Origin of the sequence: Micromonospora sp. URMC 105 (assembly GCF_051386295.1) — a bacterium.
GTDB lineage: Bacteria > Actinomycetota > Actinomycetes > Mycobacteriales > Micromonosporaceae > Micromonospora.
This window is the reverse complement of record NZ_JBPQTL010000103.1, coordinates 1-20,384: the sequence shown is the minus strand read 5'-3', so window position 1 is coordinate 20,384 and position 20,384 is coordinate 1. Positions and strand designations below refer to the sequence as shown.

Here is a 20,384-nt window from a genome sequence, read left to right as displayed (position 1 = left end):
ACCTTCTTCAGGTGGGCGCTACCGCCCCGCTCGACCAGCAACGCGCCACCATCGGCGTCACCGTCCTTGCGCTGCGAGTCGCGACCCTCCGAATCCTCACGGCCCTTCGAGTCGCCGCCCTTCGAGCCGTCGCGGGCCGACTTCCCGAACGGGGCGATGATCACCGAACGGTGCACCCCGCCCGCACGCGGCTGACCCGCCCCCGGCTGACCCGGCCCGCCGTTGCCGTTGCCGTTGTGGTCCTTGTCGTCCTTGTCCTTGCCGTTGTTCTTGTCGTTGTCGTACTTGAACTCGGAGGCGTTGCCGCCCTTGAGGGTCACGTCCTTCAGGGTCAGGTCACCGCCGTCGGCGACCCGGAACAGCCGGAACGTCTGCTCGGAGTCCCGCTTGATCGTGGAGTCCTTACCCTTGATCGTGATCTCCTGCCGGATCGTCGGCAGGCCCGTGCCGGACTTACGGTCGTAGCCGTCCAGCTCGTAGGTGCAGTGCGGAGCCAACTTCAACGTGCCACCGTCATCACGGTTCGCCAGATCGACAGCCTCGATCAGCTTCTCGTCATCACACGGCACCTCCCACACCCGCCCGTGCTCATCCCGATCACGGTCCCGGTCCCTGTCCCGGTCCTCACCCCGCCCGCCGAAGTCACGGTCGCGGTTGTCATCCTTGCCGCGCTTGCCGGATTCCTGGCCCGCGGCCGGGCCGGCATCGCTGACGTTCTGCTTCTGTGCCGCCTGCGAGTCGCCGGCCCGCTGCGGGTCGTCGGCCTTGTCGTCACGGGCAGCCAGACCGCCCAGTGCCGCCAGACCGACGACGCCGGTCAGGCCGGCCACGCCGGTGGCGACCCACAATTTGCGCCGCCTATTCGACAGCGCGGCCGTGGGGCCGCCGCCGTCGGGAGTCGTTACGTCGTTGGACATCAGAGCCTTCCGCCCTTTCCTGCTACCAGACGGACTCGTACCGCCCGAGCGGCACGAGCAGCTACAAACCGGTTGCAGCCTGTTGTCCACACCGTATGAGAATGATCCTCGCGAGGCGGACGTATCCGAAAAAACCCCGCATTCCGCTCAGGTCGGCCGGGCGGGCGCAGCAGGTAGCAGGACGTGAAGAAGGTCGTGACCAGCGCAAACAGCGGCGGGCCCCGCCATCGGTGCCGCGACGACGGAAACGTCGCGGACACCGACGGCGGGGCCCGCCGGGAGTCGTACCGGGTCAGCCGGGCAGGCGGGGCCCCGCCTCGCGCTGCTCGGCCAGCCAGGTCTCCACCTCGTCGGAGCGGCGGGGCAGGCCGGCCGAGAGGTTCACCGAGCCGGTCGCGGTGACCAGGATGTCGTCCTCGATCCGCACCCCGATGCCGCGCAGCTCCTCGGGGACCAGTTCGTCCTCCGGCTGGAAGTACAGCCCCGGCTCGACGGTCAGCACGTAGCCCTCGCCGAGCGCGCCGTCGCGGTAGTGCTCCTTGCGGGCGTTGGCGCAGTCGTGCACGTCGATGCCGAGCATGTGGCTGGTGCCGTGCAGCGTCCACCGGCGGTAGATCGTCGAGGCCGGGTCCATCGCCTCGTCCACGCTGACCGGCAGCAGACCGAGGTCCTTGAGGGCCTCGGCGAGGACCCGCATCGCGGTCAGGTGCACGTCCCGGAAGGCGACCCCGGGCTTGATGACGTCGATGCCGGCCTGCTGGGCGGCGTACACGGCGTCGTAGACCTGCCGCTGCAACGGGGTGAACCGGCCGTCGACCGGCAGCACCCGGGTGACGTCGGCGGTGTAGAGGTTGCGGTTCTCCACACCCATGTCCATCAGCAGCAGCTCGCCCGGGCGGGTGGCGCCGTGGTTGTGCACCCAGTGCAGGATCGTCGCGTGCTCACCGGCGCCGACGATCGAGCCGTAGCCGACGTCGTTGCCGTCGTGCCGGGCGCGCAGCGCGAAGATCCCCTCCAGCAGCCGCTCGGAGACCCCACGGTCGGCCGGCAGCGCCCGGGCCACGTCCTCGAAGCCGCGTACCGTCGCGTCCACGGCCTCCTGGAGCTGGGCGATCTCCCACTCGTCCTTGACCAGCTTCAGCTCGGAGATCGCGATCGCCAGCTCCCGGTCGCGGGCCGGCTGGCCGTCGGCGCGGGGGCCGTCCCAGGGCCGCACGGCCGCGTCCACCCGGGCGTCGAAACCGCGCAGCACCCGGGTACGCCCCGGCGCCAGCCCGGCCAGCGCCGCGTCCAGCTCGGTCAGGTCCTCGGTCGGCAGGCCCAGCTCGGTCGACTTCTCCGCCAGGGTGTGCCGCCGGCCCACCCACAGCTCACCGTGGCGGCTGCGGAAGAACTCGTCGGTCTGGCGGGAGGAGCGGGGCCGCATGTACAGCGTGGCGTCGTGCCCGGAGCCGTTCGGGCGCAGCACGAGGACGCTGTCCGGGTCGTGGTCGCCGGTCAGGTACACGAAGTCGCTGCCCGGCCGGAACGGGTGGTCGGTGTCGTTGGCGCGTACCTTCTCGGTGCCGGTCGGGATGACCAGCGTCTCGCCCGGGAAGGCCGCGGAGAGCGCGGCCCGGCGCTTGGCGTGGTTGGGCACCTCGGGGCGCGGGCCGACCGGCAGCGTGCTGTCCCGCCAGCCCTGGCGCATGAAGTCCAGGAACGCCTGCGGGAAGTCCGGGTCGTGCGATTCGGTGCCGTCCGCCGGCTTTCCGCTCGTCCGGTCCTCGGTCATGCTCGCTCCCTTCTCGTTGCTGGTCCCGACGGTACCCGTCCGGCCCCGGACCGGAGAGCCTGCGGTGCCGCGACGGCCGCTTCGGGCGCGTGGAAAGATGACCACCATGTGCGGACTCCTGGCCTTCTTCAGTGCGCGCGGCGACGCCGCCGCTCACCGCGACAACATCGCCGGGGCGTTGGAATGCCTGCACCACCGCGGCCCGGACGAGACCGGGGTCGAGGTGGTCGGGGACGCCTCCGGCCGGTACGCGGACGGGGTGTTCGCGCACAAGCGCCTGGCGATCATCGATGTGGCCTCCAGCCACGAACCGCTGCCGTACGCCGACGGCCGCTACCTGCTCACCTTCAACGGCGAGATCTACAACTACATCGAGCTGCGCGACGAGCTGGTGCGCAACTTCGGCGCCCAGTTCGCCACCGCCGGTGACGGTGAGGTGATCGTCGCCGGTTACCACTACTGGGGCGAGCAGGTGCTCACCCGGCTGCGGGGCATGTTCGCCTTCGTCATCTGGGACCGGCAGGAGCGGCGGGCCTTCGGCGCCCGCGACTACTTCGGCATCAAGCCGCTGCACTACCTGGAGACCGCCGACGGGCTCTACCTCGCCTCGGAGAAGAAGGCGCTGCTGCCCTTCGCGCGCTCGAGCTACGAGGGCGACGCCGGCATCGACACGGCCAACCTGAGCCACTACCTGACCCTGCAGTACGTCCCGGAGCCCGGCACCCTGCACAAGGGGATCCGCCGGATCGGTTCGGGGGAGTACCTGACCTGGACTCCGGGCGGGCGCATCGACGTGCGGCGGTGGTACCGCCCGGTGTTCCGGCCCGCCCCGGTCACCGACGAGCAGCGGCTCTACCACGAGATCCGGGAGACGCTGCGGGAGAGCGTCCGGATGCACATGCGTTCGGACGTGCCGGTCGGGTCGTTCCTGTCCAGCGGCATCGACTCGACCGCGGTGGTGGCCCTGGCCCGGGAGTTCAACCCGAACATCCTCACCTTCACCGTCGGGTACGACGTGCCCGGGTACTCCGAGATCGACGTGGCCCAGGAGTCGGCCCGGCACCTCGACGTGACTACCATCCCGACCAAGATCGGGCCGCAGGACATGATCGATGCCCTGCCGAAGATCGTCTGGCACCTGGACGACCCGGTGGCCGACCCCGCGCTGGTGCCGCTCTACTTCGTCGCCAAGAAGGCCGCCGAGCACGTCACGGTGGTCCTCTCCGGCGAGGGCGCCGACGAGTTCTTCGGCGGGTACACCATCTACCGGGAGCCGCTCTCGCTCGGCGCGGTGAACGGCCTGCCGGACGGGGTGCAGAAGGGCCTGCGCGCGGTCTCCAAGGCGATCCCGCAGGGGGTCAAGGGCAAGAGCTTCCTGGAGCGCGGCACCACCCCGATCGAGCAGCGCTACTACGGCAACGCCCGGATGTTCACCGAGGAGGAGAAGCAGCATCTGCTGCGCCGCTACGACCCCTCGGTCCGCTACACCGACGTGACCGCGCCGATCTACGCCGAGTGCACCGAGCTCGACGACGTCACCAAGATGCAGTACGTCGACCTCTACACCTGGCTGCGCGGGGACATCCTGGTCAAGGCCGACCGGATCTCGATGGCCCACTCGCTGGAGGTGCGGGTGCCCTTCCTCGACCGGGCGGTCTTCGACGTGGCCGCCGGCATCCCGGTCGACCTGAAGCTCCCGCCGCGCTCCGACGCCACCAAGTACGCCATGCGCCAGGCGTTGCAGGGCGTGGTGCCGCCGGCCATCGTCAACCGGAAGAAGCTGGGCTTCCCGACCCCGACCCGGGTCTGGCTGCGCGGCGAGATGTACGAGTGGGCCCGGCACGTGCTGGCCACCTCCGGCGCGGGCGACCTGATCGACCTGTCGTACGCGATGCGGCTGCTGGACGAGCACAAGCGGGAGGAGGCCGACCACTCCCGCAAGGTGTGGACCGTGCTGATCTTCTGCATCTGGCACGCCATCTTCGTGGCCAAGACCCTGGACCCGGGCATCCAGCGCAACCAGTCCGCCCTGCTCACCAAGCCCGTGGTCGGCTCCATGGTCCGCTGACGGCCCCGGCGCGCCCACCGCCGTCGATCAAGAGGTTTGCGTCACCGGAGAAGCCTCCGGCCGACGCAAACCTCTTGATCGTTTCAGCGGTCCCTCGGGAGGGGGAGGGGTCAGCGGCCGGAGCAGGTGAGGGTGGGCAGGGTGTTGGTGCCGGTGGTGGTGGCGGTGAAGCCGAACGTGGTGGTGCCCTCCGGGGCGATCGTGCCGTTCCAGGCCGCGTTGCCGACCGTCACCGCCGATCCGGTGGTGTTCACCGTGCCGTTCCACAGACTGGTGATCGACTGACCGCTGGGCCAGGTCCAGGCGGCCACCCAGCCGCCGTACGTCCGGGTGCTGTGATTCATGATCATGACCTCGCCCTGGAAGCCGCCCGGCCAGGAGTTGACCACCTTGTACACCGCCATGCAGTCGCCGCCCGGCGGCGGCGTGGTCGGGCTCGGCGGCGGCGTGGTGGGCGACGGCGGGGGAGTCGTCGGGCCCGGCGGCGGGGTGCCACCGCCGGAACCGACCCCGGTCACCTCGCCGTTGCCGCCGTCGAAGGTCACGTCCGAGCAGCCGAAGAAGTTCTCCTGGCTGTCCGAGCGGACCCAGCGGGAGTAGACGATGTGCCGCCCGCTCTTGCCGGAGGGCAGGTTGCCGCTGAAGTAGTAGTGCCCGTCGTTGGTGCCGACCGCGCCGCGCTGCGGCGGGTTCGTCACCGTCAGGAAGGGCTGCTCCTCCAGGTCGCTCCAGGCCAGCGGCCGGGTCGGGCTCCAGCTGTCCTTCGTGACGTAGAAGTAGAACGTGCCCGGGTGGTGGGCCCAGTTGCTGTAGCGGAAGTCCAGCCGGGCCCCGGCGGTCAGATGGGTCACCGGCCAGTCGGTGCGGGCCAGGTCGTACCCGGCGAAGCCGGGGTTGCCGCCGCTGCACAGCTTGCCGTCGGGGATGAAGCCGACGGTCCGGCCGCCGGCGTCGGAGCGGAGCACGCTGAACCAGTTGTAGAGGGAGTTGGCGCCGCTCTGCGCGACCGCCGCCGAGCAGGCCGGGTTGACCGGCCTGATCTCGCCGGTCGGGCTGAGCCCGTCCTTCCAGCACAGGTAGGTCCGGCTGCCCGGGGTCATCGCGGCGCCGTGCGCGGCGGCCGGGTCTCCGGCGGAGGTCAGGGCGACGGCGCCCAGGGCGAGGGTGGCGGCCGCGGTGAGCAGGGCGGCCGTACGGGAACGGATCACGAGGTTCTCCTGATCCGCGGGGCGGCACGACGGCCGGCCCCGCTGTGGCGAGCGGATGCGACGATCGCGGCGCCACGGCCGGCGGCCCGGGAGTAGGAGGGCCGGATGGCCGCGCACCGCCCACGGTCCGCGTCCCGCGGACCGGTGCCCTCGCGTCGGCTCCAGCTCGTCGCCGGTGGTGCGGCAGCCCCCGCACCGGCCCGGCACGCGTCATCCCACCACACCCCGGCGACCTGTCGCAATAGCCGTTGCTCGATGCGTGGAGACGGGGCTTCCGCCGCGCCGGGGCGGGCACTGTGCCAGCCTGGGTACGAAGCGACGGACGCGTGGGAGGCGACGTGGGATACGCGGTGGTGCTCGGTGAGGCGTTGGTCGACCTGCTCGACGCCGAGTGCGAGGGCCGGCCGGTCTTCCGTCAGGAGATCGGCGGCGGGCCGCTCAACGTCGCCGTCGGGGTGTCCCGGCTCGGCGGCGCGGCCGAGTTCGTCGGGTCCTTCGGCGACGACGTGCTGGCCGGGCGGATCCGCGCCTTCCTCGCCGACGCCGGCGTCGGGCTGGCCGGCGCGGTCACCGTCGGGGTGCCCACCACCCTCGCGGTCACCACCCACGCCGGGGCCGAGCCCGACTTCCGCTTCTACGGCGAGCCGCCCTCGTACGGCCTGCTCACCGCCGACGACCTGGACGTGGCCCTGGTCGAGGGCGCCGACGTGCTCTACTGCGGGTCGATCGTGCTGCTCTGCCCGCCGGTGCTCGCCGCCGCGCGGCGGGCCTGGTCGCTCGCCACCGGCCTGCGGGTGTTCGACCCCAACGTGCGGCCCCGGCTGCTGGACGGGTCGTCGACGCTGGACGGGCTGCGGGCGGTGGTGGCGGAGTTCGCCGCCGGGGCGCACCTGGTCAAGCTGAGCGAGGCCGACGCCGGGCTGCTCTACCCGCACGAGCCGGCCGAGGGGGTCGCCGCGTACCTGCGTGAGCTGGGCGCGGGCACCGTCGTGGTCACCCTCGGCGCGGCCGGCGCGATCGTGGCCGCCGGTGCCGACCCGGTACGCGTGCCCGCGCCGAAGGTCCGCGCGGTCGACGCCACCGGCGCGGGCGACTCGGTGATGGCGGCGCTCGTCGCCGACCTGCTCGTCGCCGGGGAGCCGACCGAGCCGACCGAGTGGCACGAGCGGGTGGCGTTCGCGCTGCGGGTCGCCGGACTGGTCTGCGAGTCGCCCGGCGGGGCGGTGTCCATGCCCACCCGCGCCGAGGTGCTCCGCCGCTTCGTCGACTGACCCGGACCCGACACCCCGCCGCCAGGTGAGGCCGGCTCGGCGGGAGCGAGCGGCAACCGCCGCCCGGCGGCGGCGCGGCGCGGTCCGGCCGCACCCGGCGCGGGCCGGGCGTACGTCAGAGGGTGCCGTCGAGTTCGGCGTAGCCGCGGCGGGCCGCGATCAGGCCGGGACGGGCGCCGAAGGGCGCCTCGGCGGCGACCCGCTCGGGCGGGGCGCTGCCGGTGTGGGCCGCGCGGATCAGCCAGGCCAGGTCCACCAGCTGACGGTGCTGGGCCCGGACGAACTCGGCGTCGACCGGGTCGCCGTGCCCGGGCACGACCACCGTCGTGGGCGTGGTGAGCCGCAGCAGCTCGGCCACCGCGTCCGGCCACTGCAGGGGGTACGAGTCCTCGAAGGCGGGCGGGCCGCTCTGCTCCACCAGGTCCCCGGCGACCAGCACGTCGGCGTCGGGCACGTGCACCACCAGGTCGGCGTCGGTGTGCCCGTGCCCCGGATGCCGCAGCACCACCCGCCGGCCCCCGACGTCGAGCACGGCCTCGGTGAGCACGGTGTGCGTCGGGGCCAGCAGCTCCGTGCCGGCCACCTCGGCGGCGAACTCCGGCCGCTCGTCGCGCAACTCCTCGTACGCCTCCCGGCGCAGCGCGTCCGGCCGCTCGCGCAGCGCGGCGGCGGCCCGCTCGTGCGCGTACACCGGGCGGGGCGGGTCGGCGGCGAGGGTGGCGTTGCCGAAGCAGTGGTCGTAGTGGTGGTGGGTGTTGACCAGGGTCCACGGGTGACCGGTGACCGCGCGGGCCGCCGCGGCCAGCTCGGCGGCCTGCCCGGCGGTGGAGAGGCTGTCCACCAGCAACGCCTCGCCGTCCCCGACGACCAGGGTGACGTTGACGTCGAGCACCGGCTCGCGCAGCACGTGGACCCGGTCGGCGACCTCCACGAACCGCACGGTCACGACACCCGCGCCGCGCGCGCCACGAAGCGCTGGCGGTCCACCAGCGCCCGCTCCACCCGGCCCTCGGCCACCGTCTCGGCGCCGTCGGTGACCGTGACCTCGAACACCAGCCGCCGCCCGGCGACCTCGGCCAGCCGGGCGTGCGCCACCACCGTCCGCCCGACCGGCGTCGCCGCCCGGTGTTCCAGCTCGACCCGGCTGCCCACGGTCGTCGACCCGGCCGGCAGGTGGGTGGCGGTGGCCGCGACGGTGGCGGCCTCGGCGAGCGCGAGCAACCGGGGCGTGCCGAGCACCGGCACGTCGCCGGAGCCCACCGCCTGCGCGGTGTCCGCGTCGGTGACGGTCAGCTCCACCCGGGCGGTCAGCCCGGTCGGGAAGGGGGTGTCCGGCTGCTCCTGCATGCGCTCAGCGTAGGTGTTCGGCGGCTGCCTGGGCGACGCCGCCGGTGAACCGGACCACCCGCCGTCGGGAGACCGGCCGGCGGCCGGCGGTGACCGGGCGGGGGCGGGGGCGGTCGCCGCCCGGTGGTCGGCGTCGGGGGGCGCGTCAGCCGCCGTTAACCTTGACCGCGATGGCCGTCGTGACTGACCCCCAGCCCCCCGCCCCCACCGGACCGACCGCGTCCGCCGACGGCGGGCGTCGCCGCGTGATCGCGATGGCGATCTGGAGCGTCGCCTTCGTCGTCGCCTGGCTCGCCATCGGCCTGCCGACCGATCCGGCGTACGCGTTTCTCTGGATCTGGGCGGGGACGATCGCGTGGAACTCGTCCCGCCCGTGGCGCAGTCACCTGCGCTTCGCCCGCGACTGGGTGCCGGTGGTGCTGCTGCTGGCCGCGTACAACCTCTCCCGGGGGTTCGCCGACAACGGCGCGACCCCGCACGCCTACGAGCTGATCGTCGCCGACCGGGTGATGTTCGGCTGGGCCACCGGCGGCGAGGTACCCACGGTCTGGCTCCAGGAGCACCTGTACCGGCCCGACGTGCAGTGGTGGGACGTGCTGGCAAGCTGGGTCTACTTCTCCCACTTCGTGGTGGCGCTGGCCGCCGCCGCGGTGCTCTGGCTGCGCGACCGGGGCCGGTGGGCGGCGTTCATGCGGCGCTGGGCATTCCTCTGCGCCTCCGGCCTGGTCACCTACTTCCTCTACCCGGCCGCCCCGCCCTGGTGGGCGGCGCAGAACGGCCTGCTCACAGAGGTGGCGCGGATCTCCACCCGGGGCTGGAAGGCGTTCGGCATGCACGGCGCCGGCAACCTGCTCAACGCCGGGCAGATCGCCAGCAACCCGGTCGCCGCGATGCCCTCGCTGCACACCGCGTTCGCCCTGTTCGTCGTGCTGTTCTTCCTCCGGGCAACCCGCAAGCGGTGGTGGCCGCTGCTGCTGGCGTACCCGCTGGCGATGACCTTCACCCTGGTCTACTGCGGCGAGCACTACGTGATCGACGTGCTGGTCGGCTGGGCGTACGTGGGGATGGCCTTCCTGGTGGTCGGGCTCGCCGAGCGCTGGTGGGCGGCCCGCCAGGCGCGCCGGCCGGTCCCGGCCGACGTCGCCGTCGCCGGGCCCGCCGCCCCGCCGGTGTCCGCCGTCCCGGCCGCCGCCGGGCCGGGCGCCGGTGAGCCGGCCGGGGAGCCGGCGGAGCAGCCGGCCGCTCGCTGAACCGTCAGCGGGCGCGTCGCGCGGCGTGCGCCCGGGCGGTCAGCTCCGCGGCGAGCGCCCACGCCTCGCCCAGGTCGCGGTCGTGCGCCGCGGCGCCGGATCCGCCCGCGGTGTCGGCGTGCACCGTCGCCAGCCCCAGCCGCCGCTGCGCCGGCCCCTGCACCACCCGCACGCTCTGGATCCGGGCGTACGGCACGATCGCCAGCTGCCGGGTGAGCAGCCCGGAGCGGACGGCGAAGACCCGCTCGCCCAGCCCGGCGCCGAGCACCCGGACGCTCAGCGGCCGCAGCCAGCGGGCCCGGGCCGGCGGGGGCGCCAACGGCAGGCCGGTCAGCCGCACCCCGGGCAGCACTTCGGCGACGATCTCCTCGGCGATGCGCAGGTCGCCGACGGGCAGCAGCCGGTCCGGCCGGTTCCGGTCGTCCGGCTCGCCGCCGGAGTAGCCGGCCACCTCCAGCCGCAGCCGCAGCCAGCCCTTGAGCCGCCAGAGCAGCGGCCAGGTCACCCCGATCGTCTGCACCCGGTCCAGCGGCACGGTCTGCACCCGGGTCTCCAGCAGGCCGTTGCGCACGCGCAGCCGGTCGTCCTCCCGGTCGAGCCGGAAGCTCCAGTCGTCGAGCACCCGGCGGACGGGTTGCAGGATCACGCCGGCCATCGCGGTCAGCGTGCTGGCCACCGCGATGAACGACCACGAGCCCGCGGAGAGGAACTGCGCCACCACGAAGACCAGGCCGAACGGGAGCAGGAACGCCTGCGGGGTCAGCAGCTGGCTGACCAGCAGGTCGGTGTTGCGTACCGCGTGCAGCGGCCGGCCCGCCGGCTCCGGCGCCGCCCCGGGGTGCTCGGCGGCCGGGGCGACCTCGCGGCCCGGCGCCCGGCCCGCCACGGCGAGCAGCCGCTGCCGCAGCGCCTCCGCGTCGGCGACCCCGAGGTACGCCAGCGGCGCCTCGGTCTTGCCGCCACCGACCACCTCCAGCCGCAGCTCGGCCAGGCCGGTGAGCTGGGCGAGCAGCGGCCGGACCACCTCCACCGCCTGCAACCGCTCCAACGGGATGGCCCGGGTACGCCGCCAGAGCAGCCCCTCGTGGACCCGCAGCTCCCGCCCGACGATGTGGTAGCCCGTGTTCCACCAGCTGACCACCGCCAGCACGGTCGCGCCCAGCGCCAGCGCCGCCACCAGCGCGGCGAACACGCCGAAGCCCACCCGTGACAGGGTCGACCAGGACAGACCCGCGATCACCACGACCAGGGACTTCGCGCCGTGCAGCACCGGGCTCAGGGGGTGCAGCCGCTGCCGCGGCTCCTCCCCGGCCGGGCCGGGCCCGGGAGCGGGTGCGCCCGGCGTGGGAGCGTAGGCGGGCCCGGGGACGTGGTCCCCGGGCGGCGGCCCGTCTCCGAGCGGGCCGGGTGACCGCCCGGGCAGCGGTTCACCCGTGGTGGGGCCGTGGCCGGGTGTCGGACCGTGTCCCGGTGGGCCGTACGCAGGGCCGTGAAGCGGTGGGCCGTACGCGGGGCCGTGGAGCGGCGGACCGGAGGTCGGGTGGTGCGCCGGTGGGCCGGAGACCGGGCCGTGTCCGGGCGGGCCGGAGACGGCGCCGTATCCGGGAGGACCGGAGACCGGGCCGGGGCCGGGAGGACCGGAGACCGGGCCGGGGTCGGGTGGGCCGGAGACCCGGCCGGGTGGGGCGGCCGGGGTGGACGGCTCGGCCGGGCCCGGCGCGGGAGCGGCGTCGGGCCGGGCTGGCTCCGAGCCGCGCGGCCCGTCGTTCACAGCCCCTCCGCGCGGTCTTCGCCCAGCGCGGTGAGCCGGTCGCGCAGCCGGGACGCCTCCTCCGGCCGCAGGCCGGGCACCCGGGCGTCGCTGGCCGCGGCGGCGGTGTGCAGCTGCACGGTGGCCAGGCGGAAGGCCCGTTCCAGCGGCCCGGCGCTGACGTCGACGAACTGCATCCGCGAATACGGGACGATGGAGAGCCGGCGCACCAGCAGCCCGTGCCGGACCAGCAGGTCGTTCTCGCGCTCGGCGTAGCCCCAGGCGTGCACGGCCCGGACGATCGCCGCCGCCCGCCAGGCGCCGAGCAGCAGCACCACCGCGAACCCGGCGCCGAAGGCCCAGTGACCGCTGAGCGCCCAGCCGAGGCCCAGCGCGGCCAGCACGACGGTCAGCCCCATCGCGAGCCGGAGCAGCTCCACCTTGATCAGGTCACCGGAGATCGGCTGCCACCGGACGGTGTCCGGCCACGGTTCCAGCGCGCTCACCGGCGGCTGGGATGGCTCGGTGCTGTTCACCGGAAAGGTCCGCTCTGCGCGCTCACCGTTCGAGCGTATGCGATCCCGGCAGCGCGGCGACCTCGCGCAGAAAGCCGCGCGCGTCGAGGAAGTCGCCGAGTGACGTCCGGTGCTGCGGGCAGGCCAGCCAGGTCTTGCGCCGTTCGGCGTCGTGCAGGCGGGGATTGTTCCAGCGCAGCGCCCACTCGGCGGGGGCGCGGCAGCCGCGGGCCGAGCAGATCGGGGCCTCGTCGGCGGTGCTGGGATCGGTCACCCGGGCCAGTCTAGGGCGGGGTGCCGGAAGTTTGAGCGCCGGGCGACCACGGGGGGAGCCGCCCGGCGACGGGGTGAATCGTACACGCGCTGGACCCCGGTGTGTCCACCCTCGTTCAGCGATTCGGCGAACGGGACGCCGCGGCGGAAATCGGCTTCTCCCTCCGTCGGCTCTCAGCCCGGCATGCGAGTCTTGATACCGCACCACGCCGCGACGACCGATCATGCTGTGGAGGACCGGTGGCCCAGCCGACCACGCCCGACGCCCCGACCCCGAACGGGGCGGCCCCCGAGACGCCTGCGCCGGTGAGCACGCCGGCGCAGGACGCCACCCTGCTGGAACGGGCGCTGTTCGAGATCAAACGGGTCATCGTCGGCCAGGACCGGATGGTGGAGCGGATGTTCGTCGCGCTCCTCGCCCGGGGTCACTGCCTGCTCGAGGGCGTACCCGGGGTCGCCAAGACGCTGGCGGTGGAGACCCTGGCCAAGGTGGTCGGTGGTGACTTCGCCCGGGTGCAGTTCACCCCGGACCTGGTCCCCGCCGACATCATGGGCACCCGGATCTACCGGCAGTCCAGCGAGAAGTTCGACGTGGAGCTGGGCCCGGTCTTCGTCAACTTCCTGCTCGCCGACGAGATCAACCGGGCGCCGGCGAAGGTGCAGTCCGCGCTGCTCGAGGTGATGAGCGAGCGGCAGGTCTCGATCGGCGGCGAGACCCACCGGGTGCCGAACCCGTTCCTGGTGATGGCCACCCAGAACCCGATCGAGCAGGAGGGCGTCTACCCGCTGCCGGAGGCGCAGCGGGACCGGTTCCTGATGAAGATCGTGGTGGGCTACCCGACCGACGCCGAGGAACGCGAGATCGTCTACCGGATGGGCGTCGCGCCGCCGGAGCCGGCGCAGATCTTCACCAGCGACGACCTGATCGCGTTGCAGCAGAAGGCCGACCAGGTCTTCGTGCACAACGCGCTGGTCGACTACGCGGTCCGGCTGGTGCTGGCCACCCGTACCCCGGCCGAGCACGGCATGCCGGACGTCGCCCGGCTCATCCAGTACGGGGCCAGCCCGCGCGCCTCGCTCGGCCTGGTCCGGGCCACCCGGGCGCTGGCCCTGCTGCGGGGCCGCGACTACGCGCTGCCCCAGGACGTGCAGGACATCGCGCCGGACATCCTGCGGCACCGGCTGGTGCTCAGCTACGACGCGCTCGCCGACGACGTGCCCGCCGACCACGTGGTGCACCGGGTGATGTCGACGATCCCGCTGCCGTCGGTGGCGCCCCGCCAGCAGGCGACTCCCGCGCCGGTGAGCGCCCCGCCCGGCGCCGGTTGGCCCGGGCAGCGGCCGTGACCTCACCCGTGCGCCCGGCCGACGCCGGCGGCGAGCGGACCGAGGCGGTGCTGTCCCGGTTGCAGTTGCTGGTCACCCGCAAGCTCGACGGCCTGCTCCAGGGCGACTACGCCGGACTGCTGCCCGGGCCGGGCAGCGAGGCGGGGGAGTCGCGGGAGTACCGGCCCGGCGACGACGTGCGCCGGATGGACTGGCCGGTCACCGCCCGGACCACCACGCCGCACGTACGGCGGACGGTGGCCGACCGGGAGCTGGAGACCTGGCTGGCGGTGGACCTGTCGGCGAGCCTCGACTTCGGCACCGGACGCTGGCTCAAGCGGGACGTGGTGGTCGCCGCGACGGCGGCGCTGACCCACCTGACCGTGCGCGGCGGCAACCGGATCGGCGCGGTGATCGGCACCGGCGCGGAGCCCGTGGCACCCGCCGGTCGCTGGCGCAGCGCCCCGCCGCCGCCCACCGGCCCGGGCGTGCTGACCCGGGTGCCGGCCCGTTCCGGTCGCCGGGAGGCGCAGGCGTTGCTGCGGGCGGTCGCGTACACCCCGGTCCGGCCCGGGCGCAGCGACCTGGGCGCGCTGGTCGACCTGCTCAACCGCCCGCCGCGCCGGCGGGGCCTGGCGGTGGTGGTCTCGGACTTCCTCGCGCCGCCGCAGCAGTGGGGCCGGCCGCTGCGTAAGCTGCGGGTCCGGCACGACGTGCTGGCGATCGAGGTGGTCGACCCGCGCGAGTTGGAGCTGCCCGACGTGGGGGTGCTGCCGGTGGTCGACCCGGAGACCGGGGAGCTGCACGAGGTGCAGACCGCCGATCCGCGGCTGCGCCGGCGGTACGCCGAGGCGGCGGCCGCCCAGCGCGAGGCGATCGCCACCGAGCTGCGCGCCGCCGGCGCCGGGCACCTGCGCCTGCGTACCGACCGAGACTGGCTGCTGGACATGGTGCGATTCGTGGCCGCGCAGCGGCACGCCCGCACCCGGGGGACGACGCGATGATCCGTTTTCTGCAACCGTGGTGGCTGCTGGCCCTGCTGCCGGTGCTCGGCCTCGCCGCGCTCTACGTGTGGCGGCAGCGCCACCGGCGGGCGTACGCGATGCGGTTCACCAACGTGGACCTGCTGCGGACCCTGGCGCCCAAGGGCCTGGGCTGGCGGCGGCATGCCGCCGCCACCGCGTTCCTGCTCGCCCTGGTGGCGCTGGCCACGGGGATGGCCCGCCCGGCGATGGACACCAAGGAGCCCCTGGAACGGGCCACCGTCATGCTCGCCATCGACGTGTCGCTGTCCATGCAGGCCGACGACGTGGCGCCGAACCGGCTGGAGGCCGCGCAGGAGGCGGCGAAGCAGTTCGTCGGGGAACTGCCGGAGAGCTACAACCTGGGGCTGGTCTCCTTCGCAAAGTCGGCGAACGTGCTGGTCGCCCCGACCAAGGACCGGGAGGCGGTGACGGCGGCGATCGACGGGCTGACCCTGGCCGAGGCGACCGCCACCGGCGAGGCGGTCTTCACCTGCCTGGAGGCGATCCGTTCGGTCCCGGCCGACGGCGCGGCGGGCATCCCGCCGGCGCGGATCGTGCTGCTCTCCGACGGCTTCCGCACCTCGGGCCGGTCGGTGGAGGAGGCCGCCGCGGCGGCGCAGGCGGCGAACGTGCCGGTCTCCACCATCGCCTTCGGCACCGACTCCGGGCAGGTCGACATCAACGGCCAGCCGCAGCGGGTGCCGGTGGACCGGCTGGCGCTGGCGCAGCTCGCCGAGACCACCGAGGGCTACTTCTACGAGGCGGCCTCGGTCTCCGAGCTGAAGCAGGTCTACCAGGACATGGGCAGCTCGATCGGGTTCCGCACCGAGCCGCGCGAGATCACCCAGTGGTACGCGGGCGTGGCCCTGCTGCTGGCGCTCTGCGCCGGCGGGCTGAGCCTGCTCTGGTCGTCCCGGATGCTCTGACGCGCTCCGGGCCGCGACGGTGCGGACGGGCCGGACGGCCGGCGGTGGTCAGTGACCGCCGCCGGCCAGGACGAAGACGACGGCCACCCAGACGGCGGCGAGGGTGAAGCCCAGCGGGGCGACGTAACGGCTCATGGACGGCTCCGGGTGGCGGCTGGACGGTCCGCGCGTGCGGGGGCGGACCGCAGGGGTTGAGCAGGACGCGCACACGAAGTCGTGACCGGGCGGCTCCACCGGGGGCCGTCCCGAGGGCGGGACGACGCGGGCCGGCCACCCCGGGATCGGCCGGGACGGGCGGTGCGGGGAGCGGGAGCTGGGTCAGCTCACCGACTGAGTCGTGGCTCAGCGGGGCTGACGGAGGGCCCGGCCACGACTGGGAGGATCGCTATCTCGCACAGCGATCACCTCCTGCGGTCGGCGGGGCCCGGAACGCGGGCCGGACGCCGACCCGCAAACGCCGATCATCGTACAACGGGGACACCGCCGGCGCGCACCCGGCCGAGCGTCCGGACCCACCCGGCCGAAGAGCCGACGAGGCGGCGCCGCGCGGGGTCCCCGGCCCCGCGGTGGTTAGCGCTTACCTGTCGGTAACGCCTAGGCTCCGACCGACGCAGAGATCAGCTGAGCAGAGGGAGGACCCGTGGCCCGTACCGTGCTGGTGACCGGCGGCAACCGGGGGATCGGCCTGGCCATCGCGCAGGCGTTCGCCAAGCAGGGCGACCGGGTGGCGGTGACCCACCGCAGCGGCGACGCCCCCGAGGGGTTCTTCGGCGTGCGGTGCGACGTCACCGACGCGGCCTCGGTGGACGCGGCCTTCACCGCCGTCGAGGCCGAGCTGGGTCCGGTCGAGGTGCTGGTGGCCAACGCCGGCATCACCGACGACACGCTGCTGATGCGGATGTCCGAGGAGCAGTTCACCGGCGTGCTGGACACCAACCTGACCGGCACCTTCCGCTGCGCCAAGCGGGCCTCGACGAAGATGCTCCGGGCCAAGTGGGGCCGGATGATCTTCATCTCCTCGGTGGTCGGCCTCTACGGCGGCGTCGGCCAGGTCAACTACGCCGCCAGCAAGGCCGGCCTGGTGGGCGTGGCCCGTTCGATCACCCGCGAGCTGGGCAGCCGCAACATCACCGCCAACGTGGTCGCCCCCGGCTTCATCGACACCGACATGACCGCCAAGCTGCCCGACGAGCGCCGCGCCGAGTACCGCAAGGCCATCCCGGCCGGCCGGTTCGCCGAGCCGGACGAGGTCGCCGGCGTGGTCACCTGGCTGGCCTCGGACGCGGCCGGCTACATCTCCGGCGCCGTCATCCCGGTCGACGGCGGCCTCGGCATGGGCCACTGAGCACGACGATGGAGGAAACTGCAATGTCCGGACTGCTCGCCGGTAAGCGGCTGCTGGTCACCGGCGTCATCACCGACGCCTCGATCGCCTTCTCGGTGGCGAAGCTCGCCCAGGAGAACGGCGCGCAGGTCGTGCTCACCGGCTACGGCCGGCTCTCCCTGGTCGAGCGGATCGCCAAGCGGCTGCCCGAGCCGGCCCCGGTGATCGAGCTGGACGTGACGAACCCGGAGCACCTGGCCGGCCTGGCCGACCGGGTACGCGAGCACGTCGACGGCCTGGACGGGGTGGTGCACTCGATCGGGTTCGCCCCGCAGAGCTGCCTCGGCGGCGGCTTCCTCGACGCCCCGTGGGAGGACGTGGCCACCGCCCTGCAGGTCTCCACGTACTCGTACAAGTCGCTGGCCATGGCGGCGCTGCCGCTGATGTCCGCCGGCGGCGCGGTGGTCGGGCTCACCTTCGACGCCACCAAGGCGTGGCCGGTCTACGACTGGATGGGCGTGGCCAAGGCCGGCCTGGAGTCCGCCTCCCGCTACCTCGCCCTGCACCTGGGCAAGCAGGGCATCCGCAGCAACCTGGTCGCCGCCGGCCCGCTGCGCACCATCGCCGCCAAGTCCATCCCCGGCTTCGACCAGTTCGAGGACGCCTGGACCGAGCGCGCTCCGCTCGGCTGGAGTCTCACCGACCAGGAGCCGGCCGCCCGGGCCTGCCTGGCGCTGCTGTCGGACTGGTTCCCGGCCACCACCGGCGAGATCGTCCACGTGGACGGCGGCTACCACGCGATCGGGGCCTGAGCCACCGTTGCCACCCGCTGCCGGCGGGGTGGCCGCCGGGCCGTCACGGCCGTCGGGGGAGAATGGGACCATGGCGTACGACGCGTTGGTGCTGGTCTCCTTCGGCGGCCCGGAGCGGCCCGAGGACGTGCTGCCCTTCCTGCAGAACGTGACCCGGGGCCGGGGCGTCCCGCCCGAGCGGCTGGCGGAGGTCGCCGAGCACTACCTGCACTTCGGCGGGGTCTCCCCGATCAACCAGCAGTGCCGCGAGCTGCTCGCCGCGATCCGGGAGGACTTCGCCGCCAACGGCGTCGACCTGCCGGTCTACTGGGGCAACCGCAACTGGGACCCGATGCTCGCCGACACCGTGGCACAGATGCGCGACGACGGGGTGCAGCGGGCGCTGGCCTTCGTGACCAGCGCCTACGGCGGCTACTCCTCCTGCCGGCAGTACCAGGAGGACATCGCCGCGGCCCGGGCCGCGGTCGGCGCGGACGCCCCGGTGATCGAGAAGCTGCGCCAGTTCTGGGACCACCCCGGCTTCGTCGAGCCGCACGCCGACGCGGTGCGGGCCGCCCTGGCGCAGCTCGACCCGGCCCGGCGGGCCACCACCCGGGTGGTCTTCACCGCGCACTCCATCCCCACCTCGGCGGCGGCCACCGCCGGACCCACCGGCGGCCGGTACACCGCCCAGCTGGCGGAGGTCGCCCGGCTGGTGCACGCCGCCGCCGCGCCCGACCTGCCGTACGACCTGGTGTGGCAGAGCCGGTCCGGCCCGCCGCAGGTGCCGTGGCTGGAACCGGACATCAACGACCACCTGACCGCGCTCGCCGAATCCGGGGTGACCAGCGTGGTGGTCAGCCCGATCGGCTTCGTCTCCGACCACCTGGAGGTGGTCTGGGACCTCGACACCGAGGCGCTGGAGACGGCGAAACAGCTCGGCCTGGACTTCGTCCGGGCGGGCACCCCGGGCACCGACCCGCGCTTCGTGGCGATGGTCCGCGAACTGGTGACCGAGCGCACCACGCCCGACGGGGAGCGACTGCGCCGCCGCCTCGGCGAGCTGCCGATGTGGGACACCTGTCCCACGCCGTGCTGCGTGCCGGCCGCCCGCCGTCGGTGAGACCCACCGAACCCGACACCCCCTGGGAAGAGACGATGCAGGACCGCAAGCCGGTGGAGAGCTGGCTGACCGACATGGACGGCGTGCTGGTGCACGAGGGCCAGCCGGTGCCGGGCGCGCCGGAGTTCATCAACCGGCTGCGCTCGTCGGGCAAGCCCTTCCTGGTGCTGACCAACAACTCGATATACACCCCGCGCGACCTCCAGGCCCGGCTCACCCGGATGGGCTTCGAGGTGCCCGAGCACGCGATCTGGACGGCGGCACTGGCCACCGCCCAGTTCCTCGCCGACCAGCGGCCGGGCGGCACCGCGTACGTGATCGGGGAGGCCGGGCTGACCACGGCGCTGCACGCGGTCGGCTACGTGCTGACCGACTTCGCGCCGGACTACGTGGTGCTGGGGGAGACCCGCACCTACAGCTTCGAGGCGATCACCAAGGCGGTCCGGCTGATCAACGACGGGGCGCGGTTCATCTGCACCAACCCGGACGTCACCGGCCCGTCGGTGGAGGGCGCGCTGCCGGCCGCCGGCTCGGTCGCCGCGATGATCTCCAAGGCGACCGGGGTGGAGCCGTACTTCGTCGGCAAGCCCAACCCGATGATGATGCGCTCGGCGCTGAACACGATCAACGCGCACTCGGAGACCACCGCGATGATCGGCGACCGGATGGACACCGACATCCTCTGCGGCCTGGAGGCCGGGCTGGAGACCATCCTGGTGCTCACCGGCATCAGCACCCGGGTCGAGGCGGAGCGTTACCCGTACCGGCCGTCGCGGATCGTCGACTCGATCCTCGACCTCATCGACGAGATCTGACCCCGGCGTCGCGGGCCGGCCGGGCGTCCGCCGCCCGTGCCGGCCGGCCCGGGTACGCCCTCAGGGGCGCAGCGGAGCGTTGCAGGCGGCGACCAGCGCCTGCCGGCAGGCGGTGGTGAGCGGACGCAGGGCCGCGTCGCGCTGCTGGGCCTCGTAGTTGTTGATCGCCCCGCCCGGGGCGCTGTGCCCGGCCAGGGCGAGCACCCGGTCCAGCACGGCCGCCCGGGCGAAGAGCCGACGGGCGCGCGGGTCGAAGCCGGGTGGCAGGTCGGTGGCGCCGTCCGGCCGGCGCAGCGCCGCGAGGGCACCGGCGAGCTCCGGCCGCCACTGGGCCACGTCCAGCCGGGTCAGCGCGGCGGTCGTCTCGGCCAGCGCGGCGGCCAGCTCCGCCTCGGCCTCCGCCGCACCGGGCGCCGACAGCGACGCCTTCGGCGCGTCGGGCGGCAGCGGATACACCCGCCAGAGCACCGTCTCCCAGGTCATGCCCGACCCGGACGTGTGCGTGCGTACCTCGGGGATCAGGCCCAGCGAGCCGGCCACCACCGCCTCGCCGGCGAGCAGTGCCGCGCCGGCGAAGTCGCCGGGGCCGGGCAGGCCGCGCGGGTCGCCGGGGGCGGGCAGCACCAACCGGATCTCGTCGGGCGAGAGCTTGGCCAGGCTGGGCAGCGCGTCCCGGAGCGG

At 73.9% G+C, this 20,384-nt stretch carries 18 protein-coding genes and 1 pseudogene; 10 read left to right on the top strand and 9 right to left on the bottom strand.

Annotated features, from left to right (window positions below; translation table 11 throughout):
* A pseudogene (locus ACSNN7_RS24670) lies at window positions 1-830 on the bottom strand (hypothetical protein); the annotation flags it as partial.
* Window positions 831-1,209: 379 nt separating this feature from the next.
* Entirely contained in the window at window positions 1,210-2,691 is a 1,482-nt protein-coding gene (locus ACSNN7_RS24665; RefSeq protein WP_436683315.1) for an aminopeptidase P family protein, read from the bottom strand.
* Window positions 2,692-2,797: 106 nt separating this feature from the next.
* On the opposite strand from ACSNN7_RS24665, the gene asnB reads away from it, so the two are divergent.
* On the top strand, window positions 2,798-4,759 hold the full coding sequence (asnB, locus tag ACSNN7_RS24660) for an asparagine synthase (glutamine-hydrolyzing) (protein ID WP_436683314.1): 1,962 nt from the start codon (window positions 2,798-2,800) through the stop codon (window positions 4,757-4,759).
* A 110-nt stretch (window positions 4,760-4,869) separates the two neighbouring features.
* Here the strand turns inward: asnB and ACSNN7_RS24655 are convergent, their stop codons facing one another.
* Window positions 4,870-5,967, bottom strand: coding sequence for a lytic polysaccharide monooxygenase auxiliary activity family 9 protein (locus ACSNN7_RS24655; protein ID WP_436683313.1), 1,098 nt, complete (start codon window positions 5,965-5,967; stop codon window positions 4,870-4,872).
* 338 nt (window positions 5,968-6,305) lie between these two features.
* On the opposite strand from ACSNN7_RS24655, the gene ACSNN7_RS24650 reads away from it, so the two are divergent.
* Entirely contained in the window at window positions 6,306-7,238 is a 933-nt protein-coding gene (locus tag ACSNN7_RS24650; RefSeq protein WP_436683312.1) for a PfkB family carbohydrate kinase, read from the top strand.
* Window positions 7,239-7,353: 115 nt separating this feature from the next.
* On the opposite strand, the gene ACSNN7_RS24645 is transcribed toward ACSNN7_RS24650, so the two are convergent.
* Both ACSNN7_RS24645 and ACSNN7_RS24640 read right to left on the bottom strand, forming a co-directional pair.
* Window positions 7,354-8,184, bottom strand: a complete 831-nt coding sequence (locus ACSNN7_RS24645; protein WP_436683311.1) for an MBL fold metallo-hydrolase — start codon at window positions 8,182-8,184, stop codon at window positions 7,354-7,356.
* A complete protein-coding gene (locus tag ACSNN7_RS24640) occupies window positions 8,181-8,585 on the bottom strand; it encodes a thioesterase family protein (protein WP_334457126.1) in 405 nt (134 codons plus the stop codon). The genes ACSNN7_RS24645 and ACSNN7_RS24640 overlap by 4 nt, the downstream gene beginning before the upstream one ends.
* A gap of 170 nt (window positions 8,586-8,755) precedes the next feature.
* Between ACSNN7_RS24640 and ACSNN7_RS24635 the strand changes: the two genes are divergently transcribed.
* Entirely contained in the window at window positions 8,756-9,835 is a 1,080-nt protein-coding gene (locus tag ACSNN7_RS24635; RefSeq protein WP_436683310.1) for a phosphatase PAP2 family protein, read from the top strand.
* A 4-nt stretch (window positions 9,836-9,839) separates the two neighbouring features.
* Here ACSNN7_RS24635 and ACSNN7_RS24630 read toward each other — a convergent pair whose 3' ends face one another.
* The 3 genes from ACSNN7_RS24630 to ACSNN7_RS24620 form a co-directional block, all read right to left on the bottom strand.
* On the bottom strand, window positions 9,840-11,258 hold the full coding sequence (locus ACSNN7_RS24630) for a PH domain-containing protein (RefSeq protein ID WP_436683316.1): 1,419 nt from the start codon (window positions 11,256-11,258) through the stop codon (window positions 9,840-9,842).
* Between the two features lie 344 nt (window positions 11,259-11,602).
* Window positions 11,603-12,121 (bottom strand): PH domain-containing protein, encoded by a 519-nt coding sequence (locus ACSNN7_RS24625; protein ID WP_436683309.1) that lies wholly within the window; start codon window positions 12,119-12,121, stop codon window positions 11,603-11,605.
* 22 nt (window positions 12,122-12,143) lie between these two features.
* The gene (locus ACSNN7_RS24620; protein ID WP_334457134.1) at window positions 12,144-12,374 is read right to left on the bottom strand and encodes a hypothetical protein; all 231 of its coding nucleotides are present in this window, start codon (window positions 12,372-12,374) and stop codon (window positions 12,144-12,146) included.
* Between the two features lie 239 nt (window positions 12,375-12,613).
* On the opposite strand from ACSNN7_RS24620, the gene ACSNN7_RS24615 reads away from it, so the two are divergent.
* From ACSNN7_RS24615 to ACSNN7_RS24585, 7 genes are all read left to right on the top strand, one after another.
* Entirely contained in the window at window positions 12,614-13,720 is a 1,107-nt protein-coding gene (locus tag ACSNN7_RS24615) for an AAA family ATPase (RefSeq protein ID WP_436683308.1), read from the top strand.
* Window positions 13,699-14,703, top strand: a complete 1,005-nt coding sequence (locus ACSNN7_RS24610) for a DUF58 domain-containing protein (protein ID WP_436683307.1) — start codon at window positions 13,699-13,701, stop codon at window positions 14,701-14,703. Before ACSNN7_RS24615 ends, ACSNN7_RS24610 begins: the two co-directional genes overlap by 22 nt.
* Window positions 14,700-15,650, top strand: coding sequence for a VWA domain-containing protein (locus tag ACSNN7_RS24605; RefSeq protein WP_436683306.1), 951 nt, complete (start codon window positions 14,700-14,702; stop codon window positions 15,648-15,650). Before ACSNN7_RS24610 ends, ACSNN7_RS24605 begins: the two co-directional genes overlap by 4 nt.
* A gap of 640 nt (window positions 15,651-16,290) precedes the next feature.
* The gene (fabG, locus tag ACSNN7_RS24600; protein ID WP_436683305.1) at window positions 16,291-16,995 is read left to right on the top strand and encodes a 3-oxoacyl-ACP reductase FabG; all 705 of its coding nucleotides are present in this window, start codon (window positions 16,291-16,293) and stop codon (window positions 16,993-16,995) included.
* A 23-nt stretch (window positions 16,996-17,018) separates the two neighbouring features.
* Window positions 17,019-17,786: an enoyl-ACP reductase FabI gene (gene fabI / locus ACSNN7_RS24595; protein WP_334457144.1), complete on the top strand. Its 768-nt coding sequence runs from the start codon at window positions 17,019-17,021 to the stop codon at window positions 17,784-17,786.
* 70 nt (window positions 17,787-17,856) lie between these two features.
* Window positions 17,857-18,888, top strand: a complete 1,032-nt coding sequence (locus ACSNN7_RS24590) for a ferrochelatase (RefSeq protein WP_436683304.1) — start codon at window positions 17,857-17,859, stop codon at window positions 18,886-18,888.
* Window positions 18,837-19,703, top strand: a complete 867-nt coding sequence (locus ACSNN7_RS24585) for an HAD-IIA family hydrolase (RefSeq protein WP_436683303.1) — start codon at window positions 18,837-18,839, stop codon at window positions 19,701-19,703. Before ACSNN7_RS24590 ends, ACSNN7_RS24585 begins: the two co-directional genes overlap by 52 nt.
* Before the next feature lie 60 nt (window positions 19,704-19,763).
* On the opposite strand, the gene ACSNN7_RS24580 is transcribed toward ACSNN7_RS24585, so the two are convergent.
* Window positions 19,764-20,384, bottom strand: a 621-nt coding sequence (locus ACSNN7_RS24580; protein ID WP_436683302.1) for a hypothetical protein, incomplete at its 5' end; no start/stop codon positions are given.